Here is a 20,470-nt window from a genome sequence, read left to right on the forward strand (position 1 = left end):
CACCGGATCAGGATCGTGTCGCGGCGAGGCCGGAACAGCGCCTCGCCGCGGCGATCCTGTCCTCGATCCGCCCCCGGGCGGCACCGGAGACGAGCACCGGCTGACCGGTCCGGGAGACCGTGGCCGGCAGGAACTCGTTGCGGATCACCGTACGGTCCCGGACGGTCAGCCGGAGCACCCCGGAGTCGGTGCTCTTCGAGTCGCCGTACCAGAGGAAGTTGCCGAGCCCGTAGTGCACGTACGTCCGGCCGAGCCAGCCGTCGGCGAGCAGGGTGTGCGCGTGCGTACCGAGCACGATGTCGGCGCCGGCCCGGGACAACCGGCCGGCGAAGCCCTTCATCTCCCCGCTCGGGCAGGAACTCCCCTCGATCCCCCAGTGCATGAAGACGATCACCAGATCGGCCTGCTTCCGGGCAGCTCGGACGGCGGCGGTGGCCCGGGCGGTGTCGAACGCCATCGCCACACCGGGACGGGTCGCGGTCGGCTTCCACCGCCCGGCCAGCTCGTGCACCTGTGACATGCCGAGTACGGCGATCCGCACCCCGCGCACCGTGGTCAGCCAGGGCGCGTACGCCGCGTCGGCGTCGATGCCGGCGCCGAAGACCGGGAACCGCGCCCTGTTCGCCGCGTCGAGGGTGTCCCGGAGCCCCACCTGCCCGTAGTCCAGTACGTGGTTGTTGGCGATCGAGGCGGCGTCCACCCCGGCGGCCCGCAGCGCCGGGTAGGCGCTCGCCGGTGCCCGGAAGTGGAATCGCTTCGGCTGCGGGGTGCCCCGACCGGTCACCGCCGTCTCCAGGTTCAGCACGGTCAGATCGGCGCCCCGCAGCCTCGACGCGATCGGACCGAACGCCGTCTCCGGCTCGTCGAGCAGCCGCAGCGTACGCCCGGTGAAGTGGACGTCACCGGCGAACGCCAGCCGCAGCTCGACCGGCGCGGCCGGGGTCGGTGACGCCGCCGGGGTGGTCTGCGCCGGAGCAGGCGGGCTCACCGGGGCCCCGGGTGTCGCCGGGGCGGCGTCCGGCTCCGCCGAACAGCCGAGCAGGATCGCCCCGGCCGTGACCCCCGCCAGCATCGCCCGCCACGCCCGCACCGCGCCGCCGCTCATCCGGCGAGGGTACGCGGCGCCGGGCCGGCGTACCGCCCGCCGGCGGAGTGTCGACGACGCCGGGCGGTACGAGCCGACGGTGCCGCCCGGCGTTACGGAGTACCGACGGTGCCGTCCGGCGTTACGGAGTGCCGACGAGCCGGCCGAGCAGGTCGAGTTGGCGGGGATCCTGTAGGGCGGAACCAACCGCCACCACCCGGGCACCGGCGCCGAGGAAATCCGCCGCGTTGTCGGCGTCCACCCCGCCGGTGGCGACGAACCTCACCGTCGGGAACGGGCCGTGCTGGGCCCGCAACCAGTTGGTGCCGAGTTCGCTGGCCGGAAACGCCTTGAGCCAGGTGTGCCCGGTGCGGAGCGCCTGACCGATCTCCGAGGAGGTGGCCACCCCGGGCAGGTGGGCGAGGCCGAGCCGGGAGCATTCGGCGGCCACCTCCGGGTCGTATCCGGGCGCGACCGTGAAGACCGCGCCGGCCTCGTACACCGTCCGGGCCTGGTCCGGGGTGATGACGGTGCCGGCGCCGACCGGCCGGTCCCGGTCCCGGCCGGCGGCGATGGCGGCGTGCAGCGAGGGCAGCGCGTCCGGGCTCTGCACCGGTACCTCGACCACGTCGATTCCGGCGTCCCAGGACCGCTCGCAGAGTTCGACCGTCCGGTCCGGATCGAAGCCGCGCAGGATCGCCATCACCGGCTGGTCCGCGAAGAGGGTGTCGAAGAAGGTCGTCGACGGGTTGGGCACGGTCACTCCGTTCACGGTCGGTGTCCTCCTGTCCAGCCGAGATCCCGGGATATCGCGGCGCAGGTTCCGGTCAGCTCCGGCAGGTGCTCGCGGAGCCGCTCCAGCGGGGCCAGGGCGCGCAACGCGGTGATCGACACCGCGCCGACCACCCGGCCCCGGGCGTCCCGGACCGGTACGGCGACGCAGTTGACGAAGTTCTCGAACTCGCCGTCGTCCTCGGCCCAGCCGCGCTCGGCGATCCGGGCCAGCTCCGCCCGGAACCGGGCCGGGTCGGTGATCGAGGTGTCGGTGTGCCGGGGATAGGTCAGCCGGGCCAGGAAGCGTTCCCGGGCCGGCTCGTCGAGGTGGGCGAGGATAGCCTTGCCGACCCCCGAGGTGTGCGGGTCGACCGGCTGGCCGACCCGGGACCGCATCCGCAGCGCCCCGCGTCCGTCCACCTTGGCCACGTAGACGATCTCGTCGTCGACGAGTTGGGCGAGGTGCACCGTGTGGCCGTGCCGGTCACCGAGCCGGACCAGGTGTGGGTGGGCGACCGGGTGCAGGTCGAGCTGCTCCACCGCGTGCTGCGCGATCGCCACCATCCGGAACCCGATCGTGTACCGGCCGTCGACCGGGCGGGCGAACCCGCCCCGTTCGAGGGTCTGCACCAGCCGAAGCGCGGTCGACCTGTGCACCCCGAGGTCGTCGGCGATCTCGCCGAGCGAGCGGGGCCGTTCGGCGAAGAGTTCGATGATGCGCAGGGCGCGCTCGACGGTCTGGGACATCGTCCTATCTCCGCCCGGCCGGGGCCCGACCGGCGGGCCGGTGCCAGTCGTCCGGCGTGATGCCCAGCACCGCGCAGATCGTGGGCACCGGTGGCAGTTCGGCGAAGTCCGAGACGGAGCCGAGTGCGGCACCGGCGACCAGGTGTCCGAGCCTCAGCCGGGCGGCGGGGTCGAGGCCGCGCAGCGCGCCGGAGAGCCACCCGGCGGCGAAGGCGTCGCCGGCGCCGACCGGTTCCACCACCTCGACCGGCCGGGCCGGCTCGACGGCGACCCCGTCGGCGGAGAACGCGACCGCTTGCACCGGGCCGTCCTTCACCACCAGGGTTGCGGGGCGATCGACCAGGGCGCGGACGTCCTCCGGCGCCTTGACGTCCCAGAGCCGCGCCGCCTCGTCCAGCCCGACGAAGACCACGTCGGCGGCCTGGGCCAGCCGGAGCAGCTCGGTGGCGGCGGCGGATTGGTCGGGCCAGAGCGCGGGCCGGTGGTTGACGTCGAAGGAGACCAGCCGCCGTCCCGCCGGCCGGGTACCGAGCAGCCGCTCGACCAGCCCCCGACAGCTCTCCGAGAGCGCCGGGGTGACGCCGCTGAGGTGCAGCACGGCCGCCGGCACCGCCTCGACCCGGTCCGCGTACCCCGGATCCATCCCGGCCGCGGCGGAACCGCGCCGGTAGTAGTAGACCTTCGTGCCGTCCGGGCCGGGGTCCTTGAGGTAGACGGCGGTCGGCCGGGTCGCGTCGACCTCGACCAGCGAGGTGTCCACCCCGGCCGCCCGGACCTCCCCGACGACCAGCTCGCCGAGCGGGTCGGCGCCGACCCGGCTGGCCCAGCCCGCCCGGTGGCCGAGCGCGGCGAGGAACATCGCGACGTTCGACTCGGCGCCGCCGGCCCGGAGCACGAAGGTCGACTCGGCGTCCAGCCGCCCGCCGGGGGTCGGGGTCACCATCGCCATCGTCTCGCCGACGCAGACCGCGTCGAGCGACGCCGTCGGTTTGCCGTCAGCCGTCGGCTTGCCGTCAGCCGTCGGGACCGGGGTCATCGGGCTCCCCTCTGGTGCACATGTTGCACCTGATGCTCAATATCTGCACCACCTACCGAGCCCACTCTAGGTCAGCGTGCCCCGACCAGCCACGGTGGGCCGCGTGGCAGTGCCGAGGTACCCTCCGGCGATCCCCGGCCCGGTCAGTGCGATGCGTCGAGCGGGCCCAGCCAGCGCAGGTGACCGTCGACCCGGAGCAGCGGTACGGGCACGCCGTCCGGGCCGTGCATCGCCAGCTCGCCGCGCGGATCGGCGACCTGCCCGGTGTGCGGCGCCGACGGCGGCTCCTGCCAGACGTGGTAGAGCGGGCCGCCGTCGCCGATCGAGTCGATCGCCCTGTCGAAGGCCGCCCGTCGAGCCGCCGGCACGTGCATCCGGGTCGCCGCGTGGAAGACCACCCTCGGCTCTCCGGGTGGCAGGCTGCGCGCCAGGTCCGGGCAGATCCGCACCGCGTCACCGGCGACCATGACGGGCGGCTCGGTCGCCACCGCGTCGAGGGCGGCGTCGAGCAGCGTCGCCGCGTCCCCGTTCTCCGGCCAGACCAGCGCCCGCAGCCAGCACCGCGCGTCCTCGTCGGCGACGTGGACCGGATTCAGGTCCACCCCGGTCCGACTGGCGATCGGCGGTACGTCGTCCAGGTCCGGTGGCGGTGTCCGACCCAACCAGCGACTGTCCAGGGTGACCGTGGCGTCGACCGGCCCGAACGCCCGGTCGCCGACGAGGTAGCGGTAGCGGTCGACCTGGAGGTGGATGCCGGCGCTCGCACCGACCTCGACCAGGTGCACCGGGTCGGCGCAGCGCTGCCCGATCACCCAGAGCGCGTACCTCAGCGCGACCGCCCGGCGTACGACGTTGGTCTGCACCAGGCGGGTGCGGACGAGTGCGCCGAGTTCGGCCCGGTACCGGCGGCAGAAGTCCCGCAGCACCGGCCCGGCATCCGCCGGATCGGCGGCCGACGAGCCGACCAGCGACGGGTAGAAGCCACGCAGCGGATGCCGCACCCCGGCCAGCAGCAGGTAATGTGCGGCTCCGAAGAAGAGGTACGACGCCTGCTGCCCCGGCCGCCTACCGGTCAGCAGTTCCAGGGTCGACCGGTCCCCCGCCACCACCGGGCAGAGCGCCTGGTAGAGCGGGGAGGTGACGAAGGTGGCCGGTGCGGCGGCGAAGTGTTCGGAAAGCTCGTCGATCTCCTGCGCCGTCGCCATGTCCCTCGTTCCGCATACAGGTCCGTCGAACGGTCCGCGCCCAACGGGTTGTCGGCGGCCGCGGTTCTTCCGGACGTCCTCCCGGTACCGGACACCCTCTCAGTATCCGATCCGGCGCCGCCCAGGGGGCTGTGAGCCGCAGCACCTCTTGATCACTCGGGGAATGTGCCGGATCACCAGCGGTTGGAGGCAGGTGTGATCTTTGCTGTTCCTGCTCAGACCTACCACCAGCAACCGGGAAGGACGCCATGAGCGCCGCCGCCGCGCATGTCGAGGCGTCCGGGCCGCCCGCCACACCCGGCGACCTGATGACCGGCCGCGAACGGCTACGGCTCGTCCTCGTACTCGGGGCGCTGATCGCGATCGGGCCGTTGACGATCGACATGTACCTGCCGGCGCTGCCGGCGATAACCGCCGACTTCGACACCGCCGAGGCGGCGGTCCAGTTGACCCTCACCGGCACCCTGGCCGGGCTCGCTGTCGGCCAGCTCATGATCGGCCCGCTCTCGGACGCGGTCGGCCGGCGGGTCCCGCTCCTCGCCGGCCTGGTGCTGCACGTCATCGCCTCGGCGCTCTGCGTCGTCGCCCCGAACATCGGCACGCTGGGCGTGCTGCGGGTGTTGCAGGGGCTCGGCACCGCCGCTGCCTCGGTGGTGGCGATGGCCGTGGTACGGGACCTGTTCAGCGGAACGGCCTTCGCCAGGATCTTCTCTCGGCTGATGTTGGTGATGGGCGCCGCCCCGGTGCTGGCACCCACCCTGGGCAGCGCGGTGCTGGGCTGGACCGACTGGCGCGGAGTCTTCATCGCGCTCGCCGTGATCGGGATCGTCCTGGTCGTCCTCGCGGCGTTCAGGCTGCCCGAGACGCTGCCGGTGCACCGGCGGCGCAGTGGGGGCGTACACGGCACCGTCCGGGTCTACCGCTCGCTGCTGCGGGACCGTACGTTCGTCGGGCTCGTCGGAGTCGCCGGGCTGGCGATGGCGGCGCTGTTCGCGTACGTCTCCGGGTCCTCCTTCGTCTTCCAGGAGGAGTACGGCCTCGACGAGCGGCAGTTCGGGATCGTCTTCGGCGCCGGCGCGGTGGGCCTGATCGGGGCCTCCCAGCTCAACGTCCGGCTGCTGCGCCGGTACACACCGCAGCGGATCCTGACCACCGCCCTGACCGTCGGTACGCTGGCCGGGCTCGTGCTGCTCGCCGTCGCCGCGACCGGGTTCGGTGGGCTGCCCGCCGTGCTGGCCTCGCTCTGGGTGGTGCTCGCCGCCTCCGGGCTGGCCATGCCGAACGCGCCGGCGCTGGCGTTGAGCCGGCACGGTGAGGCGGCCGGCACCGCCGCGGCGCTGCTCGGCGCGGTGCAGTTCGGCATCGGCGCGCTGCTGGCGCCGCTGGTCGGCGTCCTCGGCAACGGCAGCGTCGGGATGGGGCTGGTGATCGCCGGTGGCATGGCCGCCGCACTGGCCGTGCTCGTCCTGGTCGTCCGCCCGGCCCGCCTCCCCGCCGTCCCCGCCTCGGAGGCCGTTTCCGTCTCGGAGGCCATCCCCGCATCGGAGGCCGTGCCCGCATCGGAGGCCGTGCCCGCCTCGGAGGCCGTTTCCGTCGCGGAGGTCGCCGCTGCCTCGGACGTCGGCCCCGCCGCCCGTACCTCGGTTCGGGCCATGAGCGAGTAGCGTCGTCCGGCCCGCTCCGGGCGGCCGGACGCTAACTGATCATGAGCGGCGGGGGTTGCGGACAGCCGGGCGTCGGTTGCGGGCCGCCGGCCGACGGGAGCGGGCGGCCGGGCGACGCCAGTGCGTCGGGTGCCGCAGGGCCGGCGGCAGGCCGGTCCGGAGGTCGCCGGCCGCCGCGTCGACCTGAGCCTGGGTGAGGAAGATGCTGCCGGTCAGCTCGGCACCGCGCAGGTCGGCGCCGCGCAGGTCCGCCCCGGTGAGGTCGGCCAGGGTGAGGTCGACGCCGCGCAGGTCGGCCCCGATCAGGTAGGCGCCGCGTAGGTTCGCGCCGACCAGGTCGGCACGGCGCAGATCGGCACCGATCAGCTCGGCGCCCCGCCGGTCGGGCCCGCTGCGTCCGGCCCGGGACCTGATCTGCTCGCTGGCCCGCAGCAGCAGTTCGTTGACGGTACGGCGGTGGGCCGGAACGTCCAGGGCGACCAGCGAGGACGGATCACCGTCGGCGAGCCGTTCGGTCGCGGCCCGGACGGTGGCGAGTTCGGTGTGCAGCGGCTCGGTCGGACGCAGTGCCAGCGCCTCGGTCAGGTACCAGAGCAGTTCGTGGAGCTGCCGCACCACCGGGAAGACCTCGACCATCCCCGCCGCGACCTCCGGGTCGGTCCGCCAGTCCCGCCCCTGGTAGGTGACCTGGGCGACCTGCTGGCCGGCGCCGAAGCAGTCGAAGACCGTACACCCGACGAAGCCGCGCTCCCGCAGGTCGCGGTGGATGCCGCAGCGGTGGTCGGAGCGGAGGTTGGGGCAGGGCCGCCCGGCGGGCTTGTCGATGGCGAAGTCCGACGAGGCGGCGAAGGCCGGCACCACGCAGCACAGCCCGAAGCAGCGGTCGCAGTCGGCACGCAGCTCTCGCGGCCGCCCGGCCGGTCCGCTCGACGGGCCGGCCGCCCCGCTCGACGCCCCGCTCGACGGACCGCTCGACGGACCGCTCGACGGACCGGCCGACGGACCGGCCGACGGACCGGTCGGGCTTGCCACGGGCTCGGAGGTGCCGGACACGTTGGTTGATCTCCAGGTCGCGCGGGCCGAACGGTGGGCTCCGACGTGCTCCGCGCCGACCCACCCGGTGGTTGAGCTGGGTAAAGGGTACCTACCGGGCGGGCCGGACGGAGACGGCGGTGGTCGCGGCACCGTGCTGGCACCGTGCTGGCACCGTGCTGGCACGGTGGTGGCACCGGGCGAGGTCAGCCGGCCGTCGGCGCGGGTTCGGGCTCGCCCTGCGGCAACGGCTCGCCGGTCTCCAGCAACGTCTTGAGGCTGGAGAGCAGCTCCGACCAGCCCTCGCCGATGCTGTCCAGCAGCGAACTGTCCGGTGCGAAACCCTGGTGTACGACGGTCAGCCGCACCGCCCTGCCCCGGGGCTCGATCTCGAAGCTCACCCTGCTGCGCGGCTCGTCGGCGAGCTTGGCCACCTCGGCCGGATCCATCTCGTACGCCTCGGCGAACTCGGGGCTGAAGTCGTGCCAGGCGTACGACAGCCGGCGGTACGGCTCGGCCTCCAGCACGACCTGTTCCGGACCGCTGATGCGTACGCCGTTGTGCACCCAGACCATCTCCGAGCCGACCCGCCAGTCGGTGTCGAAGGTGACCCCCCAGTACCGGCTGGTGAAGGCCGGATCGGTCAGCGCCTGCCAGAGGCGTTCCGGGGTGGTGCTGATGTAGCTGGTGTAAACGAATTCACGCTCGCCCATGGGTTCCTGCTCCAATGCCCTCTTGAGGTCGGCGAGTGCCTGCACCCGCCTCTGGTCGTACCGGTGGATCCAGCGGTCCGCGATGGCGTTGACCGGCTCGGCGTTGAGGTAGTGCAACTTCTCCCGGCCACGCCGGAGCGTGGTGACGAGGTTGGCCGCCTCCAGCACCGCGAGGTGCTTGCTGACGGACTGCCGGGTCATCGCGAGCCCGACGCACAGCTCCCGGAGGCTCTGCCCGTCCCGGGTGTTCAGGCTGTCCAGCAGCCGCCGACGGCTGCCGTCGGCGAGTGCCTTGAACACCTCGTCCACCCCGTCACCTCCAACATGCAACCAACCAGTTGCCTATCAACATAGGCAGCCATTCGGCTGCCTGTCAATCTCGCCGGCCCGCCACCACCACGGCGTCAATCGGCAGCGCCCTGCCCTTGGGTAGCCGACCGTTCGATGTCGCGCTGCACCCGGTTCATCCCGTGTAGCCAGCGATCCGGGTCGGCGGCCCGCCGGGCGTAGTACGTCGCCACCTCCGGATGCGGCAGCACCAGGAACCGGTCGTCGGCCAGCGCCGCCACCACCAGCTCGGCGACCTGTTCCGGATCGACCGCCCCGGCGGCGAGCAGGGCGGCGCCCGGACCCTCGCCCCGCTCCAGCATCGGAGTGCGAACCCCCTGCGGGCAGAGCGCCTGCACGACGACGCCCCGGTGGGCGTAGCTCACCCGCAGCCACTCGGCGAAGGCCACCGCCGCATGCTTGGAGACCGAGTACGGAGCGGCGTCGAGCAGGGTCAGCAGACCTGCCGCCGAGGCGGTGACGAGGAGCCGGCCCCGCCCGGCCGCCAGCCAGTCGGGCAACAGTTCCCGGGCGGCGTACACCTGGGACATCGTGTTGACCCGCCAGGCGCGCTCCCAGGCCTCGTCGGCGGCGTCCAGCCCGCCGGTGCCCGGCACCCCGGCGTTGGCGCAGAACAGGTCGATCCGCCCGAACCGGTCCCGGGCGTACCGGACCAGCGCGGCTACGGCGCCCGGGTCGGCCATGTCGGCGGGGAAGACCTCCGCGCCGTTCCGGGCCGCGACCGCTCGGGCCGCGTCGGGGTCCAGGTCGTTGACGAGCACCCGGGCGCCCTCGGCGGCGAACCGGGTGGCCAGCGCCGCGCCGATGCCGGATCCCGCCCCGGTCACCACGACGGCCGCGCCGGGCAGGGCGAGTCCGAGGCCATCCGCGTCCACAGGGCAGACAGTATCCCGGTAAAGCTGGCACCGGATGCCCCGGAGAGCCGCGCGGCCGACCCGGAGAAGCCGGCCGGTGGGGGCTGGCGGGCCGGGATCGGCCGGTCGCCGAAAGGCCCCGTCAGGCGTGGTGAAAAGCTGGCGGGTATGAGTTCCGACAGCGCACCATCCGCTCCGCCGGTCAGCACGAGCCCGAACGACCCCGACGACGAATCCGGCACCTTCGCCGACCTCGGGCTGCGGACCGAACTCCTGGACGCGCTCGGCACGCTGGGCTACGAGGAGCCCACCGCCATCCAGCGGGCCGCCATCCCACCCCTGCTGGCCGGTCAGGACCTGCTCGGCCAGGCCGCGACCGGGACCGGGAAGACCGCCGCGTTCGCGCTACCGCTGCTGCACCGGCTACCGGACGGGCAGCGCTCCAAGGCGCCGGTGGCGCTGATCCTGGTGCCGACCCGGGAGCTGGCCGTGCAGGTCTCCGAGGCGATCCACCGGTACGGCCGGGACCTCGGCGTACGGGTGCTGCCGATCTACGGGGGCCAGCCGATCGCCCGGCAGCTGCGGGCGCTGGACGGCGGGGTGGACGTGGTGGTGGCCACGCCCGGACGGGCCCTGGACCACATCGCCCGGGACACCCTGCGACTGGACGGCCTCGCCACGGTGGTGCTGGACGAGGCGGACGAGATGCTCGACATGGGATTCGCCGAGGACATCGAGGCGATCCTGCAACACGTACCGGAGCAGCGGCAGACGGTGCTCTTCTCCGCCACCATGCCGGCCCGGATCGACGGGATGGCCCGGCAGTACCTGCGGGATCCGGCCCGGATCGAGATCGGCCGGCAGCCCGCACCCACCGGGACCGCCCCGCTGGTCCGGCAGACCGCGTACGTGGTCGCCCGGGCGCACAAGCCGGCCGCCCTCGGCCGGGTACTCGATGTCGAGGCGCCGACCGCGGCGATCGTCTTCTGTCGCAGCCGGGAGGAGGTCGACCGGCTCACCGAGACCATGAACGGTCGCGGCTACCGGGCAGAGGCGCTGCACGGCGGGATGACGCAGGAGCAGCGGGACCGGGTGATGGGCCGGCTCCGGGCCGGCACCGCCGACCTGCTGGTGGCGACCGACGTGGCCGCGCGAGGGCTGGACATCGAGCAGCTCACCCACGTGGTCAACTACGACGTGCCACCAGCCCCGGAGTCCTATGTGCACCGGATCGGGCGGGTCGGCCGGGCCGGCCGGCAAGGGGTGGCGATCACCCTGGCCGAGCCCCGGGAGCACCGGATGCTCAAGACCATCGAGCGGACCACCGGGCAACGGATTTCGATCGACAAGATCCCGACCGTGGCCGACCTGCGGACCCGACGGTTGGAGATGACCCGGGCGGCGCTGCACGAAAGCCTGCTGGAGGACGACCTCGCACCGTTCCGGGTGATCGTCGAGACCCTCACCGACGAGTTCGACGTGATGGAGGTGGCGCTGGCGGCGGTCAAGCTGGCGCACGAGTCGGCCGGCGGCCCGGTCGACGAGGAGGAGGACATCCCGCAGGTCGCGTTCCGGGCGGATCGGGACGGCCGCTCCCGGCGGGACGGCGGTCGCGACGGCGGCCGATACGGCAGCCGGGACGGCGGCCGGGACGACCGGCGCGGCGGGCGGCCCCGCCCCGGCGACATGGCCTGCCTGTTCATCGGGGTCGGCCGGCGGGCCGGCATTCGCCCGCAGGACCTGGTCGGGGCGATCACCGGCGAGACCGCGGTCAGCGGCCGGGAGATCGGCTCGATCGAGATCACCGACCGGTTCTCCCTGGTGGAGGTGCCGAGGTCCGCGGCGAACGAGGTGATCACCCGGCTTCGGCAGAGCACCATCAAGGGGCGTAAGGCGACGGTACGCCGGGACCGCGAGGTCGGCCGCGATCAGCGCGACAGCTGAACCCGAACGGCGGAGTGGCCCGGGCGGGCCGGCATCGGAGGAGGGGCGGGTGGACGGGGCGGATCCGGACCGCTGGTCGGCGGTCGCGGCCGGCTGGACCGACCTGTGGGGCGGCTTCGCCGAGCCGGTCTGGCGGGTCTTGGTGGCGGCGGGTGGGATCGGGCCCGGTTCCCGGGTGCTCGACGTCGGCTGCGGCGGTGGCGACCTGCTCGGTTATCTCGACCGGCTCGGCGCGCAGACCGCCGGGGTCGACCCGGCGCCCGGCATGGTGGCGCTGGCCCGGTCCCGGGTGCCCGCCGCCGACCTCCGGATCGGCGACGCCGAGCGGCTACCCTGGCCGGACCACACGTTCGACCTGGTGGCCGCGGTCAATGCCGTGCAGTTCGCCGCCGACACCCTGGACGCGCTCGCCGAGTTCGTCCGGGTCGCCCAGCCCGGTGGACTGGTCGCGATCGCGAACTGGGCGGAGGGGCGGCACAACGACCTGGACACGATCGAGCGGGCCGTCGCGGACGCCTCCGGGGAGGAGCCACTGCCCGACGGCGAACTCCGGGAGCCGGGGGGTCTCGAACGGCTGCTCGCCGACGGTGGGCTCGACGTGGTGGTGGCGGGGCTGGTGCCGGTCCCCTGGTACGCGGCCGACGACGACGCGCTGGTGCGTGGCGTCCTGCTCGGCGAGGATCCGCAGACGCTGGCCGCGACCGCGTCGACGGTGTGCGACGCAGCCCGGCCGTTCCGGCAGCCGGGCGGCGGCTACCGCCTCGACAACGCTTTCCGGTACGCCGTCGGCCGCACCCCCGGCTGACCCGTCCGGCGCGCCGTCGACCGGTCCACAGCGTACTATCGATTCACGACTATCGATCTGCTGTCTTCCGGACGGCCGGAACTCGCGGGGTGAGCGCGACCATGACACTGCCGCTGTCCGTATCCTCCTCGGCGGGATCCCGTCGGGCCCTGACCGTGCTGGCCACCCTGGCCCTGCTCGCCGGAGCCGCCGCCTCCCCCGCCCGCGCCACCGAGACCGGACGGGTGGACAACCCGTACGTCGACGCGACGGCATACGTCAACCCGGAGTGGTCGGCACGGGCCAGCGCCGAACCGGGCGGGGCGGCCGTCGCCGACCAGCCGACCGCGGTGTGGCTGGACCGGATCGCCGCCATCGAGGGCACCCCCGGACGGATGGGGCTGCGCGCCCACCTGGCCGCGGCCCTGGCCCAGGGCGCCGACCTGGTGCAGCTGACCCTCTACAACCTGCCCGGGCGGGACTGCGACCGCCGGGTCAGCTACGGCGAGCTGGCCGTCGGCGAACTCGACCGGTACCGGACCGAGTTCGTCGACCCGATCGTCGCGGTCCTCGCCGATCCGAGCTACGCGGGCCTGCGGATCGTCACCGTCGTGGAGCCGAACTCGCTGCCCAACCTGGTCACCCACACCTGGCCCCGCCCTGCCGCGACCGCCGGCTGCGACCAGGCCATGGCCGACGGCAGCTACCTCGCCGGCATCGGCTACGCGCTGTCCAGGCTGGCCACGGTGCCCAACGTCTACGCCTACCTGGACGCCGGCCACCACGGCCGACTCGGCTGGTCGCCCGACGGGGCCAGGGCGGCCGCGCTGCTGTACCAGGCGGCCACCACCGCCGGCAGCACCCCCTCGGCCGTGCACGGCTTCACCGTCAACGTCGCCAACTACTCGGTGCTGCGCGAGCCCTACCTCGACGCCGACGACGTCGTGAACGGCGAGCCGGTACGGGACACCGCCTGGATCGCCGGCAATGCCTACGTCGACGAACTGCCGTACGCCCGACAACTGCGCCAGCTGCTGGTCTCCGCCGGGTTCTCCGCGCGGGTCGGCATGCTGGTCGACACCTCGCGCAACGGGTGGGGCGGCCCGGACCGGCCCGTCGGCCCCGGACCGTCGACCAGCGTGGAGGAGTACGTCGAGGCGGGCCGGACCGACCGGCGCGGCTATCTCGGCAACTGGTGCAACCAGGTCGGCGCCGGACTCGGCGTCCGGCCGGTGGCGGCGCCGGGGGTCGGCATCGACGCGTACGCCTGGATCAAGCCGCCCGGCGAGTCGGACGGAACCAGCGACGTACTCGGGGCGAACCGGCCGTACGAGCCGATGTGCGACCCCACGTACCGTCCGCACCTGTTCCCCTCGGTGACCAGCGGCGCGATGCGGAACGCCCCACCGGTCGGCGAGTGGTTCCCCGCGCACTTCCGGCAGCTGATCCAGAACGCGTGGCCACCGCTGTGACCACCACCCGACCGAGCTGCCCGACAGCCTCCGGGACGCCAGCTACGTCTCCCCGGCGCGTTGTCCGGCATCCTGGTCGGACAACTCCGGCCGGCCGCGCTGGTGGCGCCTGGACTGGACCTTCCTCCCGGCCCCGGTCCGGGTGCACTCCTACCACGTCGGCGGGTCGACGAACGGCCACATCGGCGGGTCGACGAACGATGTCTCCGACCACCGTCCGCAGGAACTGGTGGTCTCGCTGCGACAGCGCGCCGATCCCGGCCGCATCGTAGGCCGGGATCGGCGCTCGCCCCGGCCTACGGCCGGTCGGTGCGTACGGACCGCTACCGGTCAGGACGCGCCGGTGGATGGGGCGGCGGTCGTGCCAGGGTCGGCAGCGGTCACGGCCGGATCGGCCGCAGTGGTGGTCGGCGTGCCGCCCTGGTCGGTGGCGTCGACGTACCGGACGCCCAGCCGGTCCAGCAGCGGACGGAGGTTGTACATGTCCAGTCCCAGCACGCCGTCGGCGAGCTGCCGGCGCTTCTCCTCCTCCTTGGCCTCACGCGCGGCCCCGGCCGCGGCGACCTCTCGGGCCCGTTCGCGCGGCACCACGACGACCCCGTCGTCGTCGGCCACGATCACATCGCCGGGGCGCACGTAGCCGCCGCCGAGCACGATCGGGACGTTCACCGAACCCGGACTCGCCTTCACGGTGCCCTGCGCGGAGACCGCCCGGGACCACACCGGAAAGCCCAGCTTGGTCAGCGCGGCCACGTCGCGGCAGCCCGCGTCGATGACAAGGCCGACGACACCCCGGGCCCGCAGGGAGGTGGCCAGCAGTTCACCGAAGGCACCGTCCGTGCTGGGCGAGGTGAAGGCGACCACGAGTACGTCGCCGGGCCGGGTCTGCTCGACCGCCGCGTGGATCATGAGGTTGTCGCCCGGCTGGGCCGAGACGGTGACCGCACGGCCAGCGATCCGGGCGCCCGGGTAGATCGGCCGGAGCAGGTGCCCGAGCAGTCCGCTGCGCCCCTGGGCCTCGTGCACCGTCGACACGCCCTGCCCGGCGAGTTGGGCGACGGCGTCGGCCGGCGGCGCGGCGTCGCTCCGGACGATGACGTGCCCGGTCACAGCAACTCACTCCCGACCACCGGAAAGACCCGCTGGTACGCCTCGGCGTGGGTGATCGACCGGTCGCCGCCGTTGCGGACCGCCTGCACCCCGCGCCGTACGCCGAGATCCGTGTAGTACGCGACCAGGTGCCCCTGGGCGCCCATGATCCGCATCGCCTCGACCTTGCGGTCGAAGACCGGGCTGATGTCCAGCAGCAGGTTCGGTAGGAACCCGCACTGCTCGGGCTGGTGCGGCTCGAACTGCAACACGTTCGGGGCGCCGATCGGTCGGGTGTCCCGGTCGTGCCCGGCCGCCTGGGCCACCATCCTGGCCCGGAGCACGATCTCGTGGGTCAGCGCATGGTCCAGGTTGTACGGATCCTTGGCCGAGTGGGTGAGGATCACCGCCGGGTTGACCCGACGAATGATCGAGACGACGCTGTCGTAGAGATCGTCCGTGGCCCTCAGCGGGTAGTCCCCGGCGTCGAGGAACTCGATTCCGGCGCCGAGCACCTTGGCCGCCCGGCCCGCCTCGTCGCGTCTCGCCTCCTTGACCCGTTCGAGGGTCATCCCGGGCTGCTTCCACAGTCCCTGCGATTCGCCCTTCTCGCCGAAGGTGAGGCACAGCACGTGCACCTGCTGGCCCCGGGATGCGCTGAGCGCGATGGCGCCACCCGCACGCCAGACGAAATCGGCGGCGTGTGCACTCACCACGAGGATCGGGCCCGGCCCGATCGGAGACGCTGTCATCGACAATCCTTTCCGAGCAGTTCCGCGAGTACGCCCTACGTCCCCGAGCGGAAGCCGCAACGCTTGTCGGAGGCAGACCGATCATAGATGTGTGCCTCATCATTGCCAACAAGATTGTCAACAATCCTGGCCGCCGGACGGTCGGGCACTGCCGCTGCTGGGCGCGTTGAGCCTGACAGAGCGGCCCGAGTCGCCACCGGGACGGCGGTGCCGGACAGGCACCGGAATGCCTACCGCAAGCTGTGGCGCCGGCTACGCGACGGCGGGATGCCTCTCCGCAAGCCTCGGACCCGACAATACGAAGATCGCGGCGACCGAAGGGGTGCCGCGCTAACGTCGGCCGCGCTAACGTCGTGCGCGGTACGCCGGTACGCCGGTACCCCGACGCGTCGACGCCGACCACAGCCGGCCAGACGGCCGCCCGGGCAGGCGGCCCGGCGGGGGGTCAGCCCGGCAGGGCGGCAGTGACGTCGAGTTCGACCAACTGACCGGGATAGCCGAGCTGGGCCACCCCGAGCAGCGTGCTGGCGGTGGTGAACGCCGAGGCAAGCGGCGACGCCTGGAAGCGTCGCCACACCTCGGCCAACACCTCCCGATCCGCCGTGACAACATAGATCACCGTACGGACCACCTGCTCCGGCCCGGTCCCCACCGAGCCGAGTGCGACCAGGGTGTTGGCGACGATCTGATCAACCTGCGCGCCGAAGTCGCCGGGACCGACCAGCACACCTGCGGCATCCAACGGACACTGCCCCGCCAGATACGCGGTACGCCCGGCAGAAACGACCGTGACGTGATGGTAACCAGGAGTAACATGCAGGCTCTCCGGGTTGCTACGCGAGATCGTCATGGCACCGATTCTGCAGGGGCGGCGCGTCCCCGGTGGCCAGGGGTATGCCGCCGTGCGCGATCCACCGGCGCCGTGTACAGTTGTCCCCCGTGCGGCACCACGAGCGGTCGGTGTGCGAGTTCCTCGCCCCAACCGTCGTCCGGTGCCGTAATGCAGGTCCGGGTGGCGGAATGGCAGACGCGCTAGCTTGAGGTGCTAGTGCCCGTATAGGGCGTGGGGGTTCAAGTCCCCCCTCGGACACGTACAGTTACCCCACAGTAATCAGCGTCGGGCTTAGCCTCGACGCTGATTTTGTTTTGGCCGGGGTCGTAGGTGAGGGCGAGCCGTAGCTCGCGGTAGACGTTGCTCTTGTCCTTACTGTCGGCGTCTCGCAGGGTGTTGCGGATGTCGTCGAAGCTGCCGACGAGGCGTCGGATGTGGTCCTCGGCGAGGCGACGGGGAGCCGGTTCTCGTGCTGCTTTGTCGCGTCGGGCGAGGGCTGCGGCGCGTTGGGCGTTGACCTCGGCCATCCAGGCGGCGATGGTGGCGGGATCGCCTCCGGCGTCCGCGATGGCGCGGTACTGGACGAGTTTGGCGTCGCACGCAGCGATGATCTTGTTCACGGCGGCGATCTCCGGCGCGACGACGGTCCCGGGTCCAGCCTCGGGTTGGGCGGCGTGGAGCCGGCGGATCGTATCGGTCAGCCGGTGCGGGGCGAACGCTTTAAGGAGCCAGTTGTCGAGGGCGGGGACGATGTCTCGTTCCGCGACATAGACGTTGCGGGGGTGCTGGACGTGGTTGGCGAGGGCGTACTCGTTGGGGTACCGGCACCGGTAGTAAGCGGCCTCATGTGCCTGGTGGCTCTGCATCTTGCGTCCGCACAGTCCGCAGAGCATGAGTCCGCGAAGGACGTAGTGGCGGCGCGTCCTTCGTTGCTGGGTACCGGTGCGGCCTCGGCCGCTGGCCGCCATGATCGTCTGAACAAGCTCAAAGTCGTTGACGGTGACAAGCGGTGGATGCGCGATCGTCTCGGACCACACCCAGGAGTCCTTGTCGTTCCAGCGCATCCGGGTTTCGTAGCCGAGGGCCACGTCATTGACGTCAACGAGTACCTCGTCCTTACGCTGCTTGTTCCACACCTGGCGACCGGTGTAACGGGGGTTGGACAGGATGTTCTTGACCGCGCTCTTGGCCCAGCCTTCACCGGTGCGGTGCGGGTTGCGGGCGGGATCGGCGGCTGACGGGGAAGGGACGCCGTCGCGGGTAAGCGCCTCGGCAATGGCGAAGTAGCCGTTGTTCGCGAGGTACATGGCGAAGATCCGCCGGACAACGGGCGCGGTGGCAGGATCGGGTTCCAGCTTGTGCAGGCGGCGGCCGTCGGCAGCCTTGCCCGGGTTCGGGTGCGGTCCGGCGTCGGCGAGGCGGTACCCGTAGGGCGGGCGCCCACCGAGGAACCTAGTACGGCAGCCGCCGTTTGGGATCTTGCTGCTCGGGTGGGGTGGACGCGAGACGGCCACCGCGTGATCGTCTGTGTGTTGTGGACACAACATCAGATCTTGCGGTGGCCGCGTGCCACAGCGTAGCCGTCGTCCGGTGGGAGCGGGTGCTGGCCGGCGTGCTGGGGTGCTTCGCGGGCCGGTTCGGGCGGGTGGAGCCGCGTCGTGCAGCGGCGGAGTTCGTGACCGGGTTGCTGGCTGATCTTGAAATCAAGACGTGTTGGCAGTTGGCGGAGCGGGCCGGTCACGCCCGGCCGGACGCGATGCAGCGGCTGCTGTACCGGGCGGTGTGGGACGCCGACGCTGTCCGCGACGACCTGCGGCAGCTGATCACCGACCGGTTCGGTGCCCCGGAGGCAGTCCTGGTGGTCGACGAGACCGGCGACCTGAAGAAGGGCACCCACACGGTCGGGGTGCAGCGGCAGTACACGGGCACCGCCGGGCGGATCGAGAACAGCCAGGTCGGGGTGTTCCTGGGCTACGCCGGCTCGGGCGGGCACACGCTGATCGACCGTCGGGTGTATCTACCGGCGTCGTGGACCGAGGACCGTCAGCGGTGCGCAGCTGCTGGCGTGCCTGACGAGATCGAATTCGCTACCAAGTCGGAGCTGGCCGCCGACATGATCACCGCCGCGATCGACGCCGGCGTGCCGGCGGGCTGGGCCGCCGCGGACGAGGCTTACGGCAATAGCGGCGCGTTCCGCGCTCACCTGCGCGAACACCGCCTCGGCTACGTCCTCGCGGTGTCCCGCAGCCACCTGGTCCCACTCGACGGCGGCAAGACCAGAGTTCGCGCCGACCGCATCGCCGACGACCTGCCCGACTCGGCCTGGCAGCGCCGATCGGCCGGCGTCGGCTCGAAAGGCCCCCGCTACTACGACTGGGCCTGGCTCGACGATGTCACCACCGACGCCGACCCCGACAATGACGGCCACCACAGCTTGCTGATCCGCCGCAACACCACTACCGGTGAGCTGGCCTTCTACCGCTGCTGGACTCCGCGCCGGGCCGCCCTCGCCCAACTCGTCCGCGTCGCGGGCATCCGATGGACCGTTGAGGAGAGCTTCCAGGCCGCGAAGGGCCAGATCGGTCTGGACCAGCACCAGGTCCGCCGCTGGGACTCCTGGCACCGGTTCACCACCCTGGCCCTGGCCGCCCTCGCCGTCTTGGTGATCTGCGCCGCTGACGCCGCCAAAGACGATCCGGCCAGCACTGGGTTGATCAAGCTGACGGTCAACGAGGTTCGACGACTGATCAACGCCGGCATCATCCGCCCGATCACCCAACTCGCCCATCGTCTGCGCTGGTCACAGTGGCGACGCCGGCATCAAGCCCGAGCCCGACGATGCCACTACACACGCCGCCTCAACCTCGAACTTCAGCTCTGATCACGAAGGGCGGCTGCCGTACTAGGGTCTGCTGCACCGATAGGTGACAGTTCCAGTCACGCGGCCTGACTGGCCGGTGGGGTCATGATGGTCTCCTACTCGATAGGGGTCAACCGGGACAGCGAGTGTTGCCTGCGTCGGCGGTGGTAGGTCCGTTCGATCCAGGTCACGATCGCGATCCGCAACTGCTGCCGGGTGTGCCAGGTCCGTCGGTCCAGGACGTTGTTCTGTAGCAGCCCGAAGAAGGACTCCATGGCGGCATTGTCGCCAGCGGACCCGACCCGGCCCATCGATCCGAGCATCTGGTGCCGGTCGAGGGCCCGGACGAACTTCCTTGATCGAAATTGCGACCCGCGGTCGGTGTGCAGGATGCAACCGGCCAGGTCACCGCGCCGGGCGGCCGCGTTGTCCAGCGCCGTGACCGCGAGGCGGGACTTCATCCGCGAGTCGATCGAGTAGCCGACGATCCGGTTCGACCACACGTCCTTGATCGCACACAGATAGACCTTTCCCTCGCCGGTGCGGTGTTCGGTGATGTCGGCCAGCCACAACCGGTTCGGGCCGGTCGTGGTGAAGTCACGTTCCCCAGGTCGTCGTGCACCGGCGGACCGACCTTGCGGTCCTTGCCGCTCCGCTTGCGCTTGCCGAACGCGCTCCACCACCCGTTACCTGAGCAGATCTTCCACGCCGTCCGGTCAGCCATCGCCTGCCCGGCTGTGCGGGCCTCGTCGGCCAGGAACCGATACCCGAACTCCGGGTCATCGCGGTGCGCGTCCACCAGAGCGTTCGCTCGGTAGGCGGCAACCAGTTCGGCATCGCCGACAGGCCGGGCGAGCCACCGGTAGTAGGGCTGACGAGCGATCTTCAACACCCGGCACGTCACCGCCACGGGGATCCCGTCAGCGGCCAGCTCGCTCACGAGCGGGTAGAGCCTTTTCCCGGCAGGTTCGCCTGCGACAGATACGCCGCAGCCCTGCGCAGGACCTCGTTCTCCTGCTCCAACAACCGGATCCGCTTACGAGCCTCCCGCAGCTCGGTCGATTCGCCGCTACTGACACCCGGCCTGTCACCGGCGTCGACGTCAGCCTGGCGCAGCCACTTGAACAACGTCATCGGGTGCACCCCGAAGTCCTTCGCGATCTGCTCGACCGTCACACCAGGCTCACGGTCACGAGCCACCCGCACAACATCGTCGCGGAACTCACGGGGGTAGGGCTTTGGCACGGCTACATCCTGCCAGCCCGCCACCAGGGCAAGCC

At 72.1% G+C, this 20,470-nt stretch carries 17 protein-coding genes, 1 tRNA gene and 1 pseudogene; 6 read left to right on the forward strand and 13 right to left on the reverse strand.

The window, feature by feature from the left end; translation table 11 throughout:
- Positions 1-7: 7 nt before the first annotated feature.
- The 5 genes from EV371_RS19650 to EV371_RS19670 all read right to left on the reverse strand — a co-directional run bounded on the left by EV371_RS19650 (position 8) and on the right by EV371_RS19670 (position 4,846).
- On the reverse strand, positions 8-1,105 hold the full coding sequence (locus EV371_RS19650; protein WP_486484700.1) for a CapA family protein: 1,098 nt from the start codon (positions 1,103-1,105) through the stop codon (positions 8-10).
- Between the two features lie 121 nt (positions 1,106-1,226).
- Positions 1,227-1,856 (reverse strand): bifunctional 4-hydroxy-2-oxoglutarate aldolase/2-dehydro-3-deoxy-phosphogluconate aldolase, encoded by a 630-nt coding sequence (locus tag EV371_RS19655; RefSeq protein ID WP_349340370.1) that lies wholly within the window; start codon positions 1,854-1,856, stop codon positions 1,227-1,229.
- Entirely contained in the window at positions 1,853-2,605 is a 753-nt protein-coding gene (locus tag EV371_RS19660; protein WP_130463343.1) for an IclR family transcriptional regulator domain-containing protein, read from the reverse strand. Before EV371_RS19660 ends, EV371_RS19655 begins: the two co-directional genes overlap by 4 nt.
- A gap of 4 nt (positions 2,606-2,609) precedes the next feature.
- Positions 2,610-3,641, reverse strand: coding sequence for a sugar kinase (locus tag EV371_RS19665; protein WP_130463344.1), 1,032 nt, complete (start codon positions 3,639-3,641; stop codon positions 2,610-2,612).
- Between the two features lie 143 nt (positions 3,642-3,784).
- Positions 3,785-4,846, reverse strand: a complete 1,062-nt coding sequence (locus EV371_RS19670; RefSeq protein WP_130463345.1) for a DUF2332 family protein — start codon at positions 4,844-4,846, stop codon at positions 3,785-3,787.
- A gap of 248 nt (positions 4,847-5,094) precedes the next feature.
- Between EV371_RS19670 and EV371_RS19675 the strand changes: the two genes are divergently transcribed.
- Entirely contained in the window at positions 5,095-6,510 is a 1,416-nt protein-coding gene (locus EV371_RS19675; RefSeq protein WP_486484701.1) for a multidrug effflux MFS transporter, read from the forward strand.
- Between the two features lie 39 nt (positions 6,511-6,549).
- Here EV371_RS19675 and EV371_RS19680 read toward each other — a convergent pair whose 3' ends face one another.
- The 3 genes from EV371_RS19680 to EV371_RS19690 form a co-directional block, all read right to left on the reverse strand.
- Entirely contained in the window at positions 6,550-7,410 is an 861-nt protein-coding gene (locus EV371_RS19680; protein ID WP_349340380.1) for a pentapeptide repeat-containing protein, read from the reverse strand.
- Positions 7,411-7,748: 338 nt separating this feature from the next.
- Entirely contained in the window at positions 7,749-8,564 is an 816-nt protein-coding gene (locus EV371_RS19685) for a metalloregulator ArsR/SmtB family transcription factor (protein ID WP_130463347.1), read from the reverse strand.
- Between the two features lie 95 nt (positions 8,565-8,659).
- Complete coding sequence (locus tag EV371_RS19690; protein WP_486484702.1) at positions 8,660-9,478, reverse strand: SDR family oxidoreductase; 819 nt, start codon at positions 9,476-9,478, stop codon at positions 8,660-8,662.
- 147 nt (positions 9,479-9,625) lie between these two features.
- Here EV371_RS19690 and EV371_RS19695 point away from each other — a divergent pair, with 147 nt between their 5' ends.
- From EV371_RS19695 to EV371_RS19705, 3 genes are all read left to right on the forward strand, one after another.
- The gene (locus EV371_RS19695; protein WP_130463348.1) at positions 9,626-11,401 is read left to right on the forward strand and encodes a DEAD/DEAH box helicase; all 1,776 of its coding nucleotides are present in this window, start codon (positions 9,626-9,628) and stop codon (positions 11,399-11,401) included.
- 49 nt (positions 11,402-11,450) lie between these two features.
- On the forward strand, positions 11,451-12,206 hold the full coding sequence (locus tag EV371_RS19700) for a methyltransferase domain-containing protein (RefSeq protein ID WP_130463349.1): 756 nt from the start codon (positions 11,451-11,453) through the stop codon (positions 12,204-12,206).
- 101 nt (positions 12,207-12,307) lie between these two features.
- Complete coding sequence (locus EV371_RS19705; protein ID WP_130463350.1) at positions 12,308-13,657, forward strand: glycoside hydrolase family 6 protein; 1,350 nt, start codon at positions 12,308-12,310, stop codon at positions 13,655-13,657.
- Positions 13,658-13,987: 330 nt separating this feature from the next.
- Here EV371_RS19705 and EV371_RS19710 read toward each other — a convergent pair whose 3' ends face one another.
- From EV371_RS19710 to EV371_RS19720, 3 genes are all read right to left on the reverse strand, one after another.
- The gene (locus tag EV371_RS19710; RefSeq protein WP_130463351.1) at positions 13,988-14,767 is read right to left on the reverse strand and encodes a 4-carboxy-4-hydroxy-2-oxoadipate aldolase/oxaloacetate decarboxylase; all 780 of its coding nucleotides are present in this window, start codon (positions 14,765-14,767) and stop codon (positions 13,988-13,990) included.
- Positions 14,764-15,498, reverse strand: coding sequence for a PIG-L family deacetylase (locus tag EV371_RS19715; RefSeq protein WP_130463352.1), 735 nt, complete (start codon positions 15,496-15,498; stop codon positions 14,764-14,766). Before EV371_RS19715 ends, EV371_RS19710 begins: the two co-directional genes overlap by 4 nt.
- Positions 15,499-15,943: 445 nt before the next feature.
- Complete coding sequence (locus EV371_RS19720; protein ID WP_130463353.1) at positions 15,944-16,348, reverse strand: RidA family protein; 405 nt, start codon at positions 16,346-16,348, stop codon at positions 15,944-15,946.
- Positions 16,349-16,504: 156 nt separating this feature from the next.
- Between EV371_RS19720 and EV371_RS19725 the strand changes: the two genes are divergently transcribed.
- Positions 16,505-16,588 (forward strand) — tRNA-Leu (locus tag EV371_RS19725).
- On the opposite strand, the gene EV371_RS19730 is transcribed toward EV371_RS19725, so the two are convergent.
- On the reverse strand, positions 16,570-17,844 hold the full coding sequence (locus EV371_RS19730; RefSeq protein ID WP_207230545.1) for a recombinase family protein: 1,275 nt from the start codon (positions 17,842-17,844) through the stop codon (positions 16,570-16,572). The genes EV371_RS19725 and EV371_RS19730 overlap by 19 nt on opposite strands.
- Positions 17,845-17,945: 101 nt before the next feature.
- Between EV371_RS19730 and EV371_RS19735 the strand changes: the two genes are divergently transcribed.
- A complete protein-coding gene (locus EV371_RS19735; protein WP_130465816.1) occupies positions 17,946-19,211 on the forward strand; it encodes an IS701 family transposase in 1,266 nt (421 codons plus the stop codon).
- A 95-nt stretch (positions 19,212-19,306) separates the two neighbouring features.
- Here EV371_RS19735 and EV371_RS19740 read toward each other — a convergent pair.
- Positions 19,307-20,435: pseudogene (locus EV371_RS19740) on the reverse strand (IS3 family transposase).
- Positions 20,436-20,470: the final 35 nt, after the last annotated feature.

This window comes from Plantactinospora sp. CNZ321 (genome assembly GCF_004217235.1).

What these genes read in the sequence shown, in the direction of transcription:
- EV371_RS19695 (WP_130463348.1), top strand. Translation starts at nt 9,626, where the DNA reads ATGAGTTCCGACAGCGCACCATCCGCTCCGCCGGTCAGCACGAGCCCG.
- EV371_RS19705 (WP_130463350.1), top strand. Translation starts at nt 12,308, where the DNA reads ATGACACTGCCGCTGTCCGTATCCTCCTCGGCGGGATCCCGTCGGGCC.
- EV371_RS19670 (WP_130463345.1), bottom strand. Translation starts at nt 4,846, where the DNA reads ATGGCGACGGCGCAGGAGATCGACGAGCTTTCCGAACACTTCGCCGCC.
- EV371_RS19715 (WP_130463352.1), bottom strand. Translation starts at nt 15,498, where the DNA reads ATGACAGCGTCTCCGATCGGGCCGGGCCCGATCCTCGTGGTGAGTGCA.
- EV371_RS19665 (WP_130463344.1), bottom strand. Translation starts at nt 3,641, where the DNA reads ATGACCCCGGTCCCGACGGCTGACGGCAAGCCGACGGCTGACGGCAAA.
- EV371_RS19650 (WP_486484700.1), bottom strand. Translation starts at nt 1,105, where the DNA reads ATGAGCGGCGGCGCGGTGCGGGCGTGGCGGGCGATGCTGGCGGGGGTC.
- EV371_RS19720 (WP_130463353.1), bottom strand. Translation starts at nt 16,348, where the DNA reads ATGACGATCTCGCGTAGCAACCCGGAGAGCCTGCATGTTACTCCTGGT.
- EV371_RS19660 (WP_130463343.1), bottom strand. Translation starts at nt 2,605, where the DNA reads ATGTCCCAGACCGTCGAGCGCGCCCTGCGCATCATCGAACTCTTCGCC.
- EV371_RS19675 (WP_486484701.1), top strand. Translation starts at nt 5,095, where the DNA reads ATGAGCGCCGCCGCCGCGCATGTCGAGGCGTCCGGGCCGCCCGCCACA.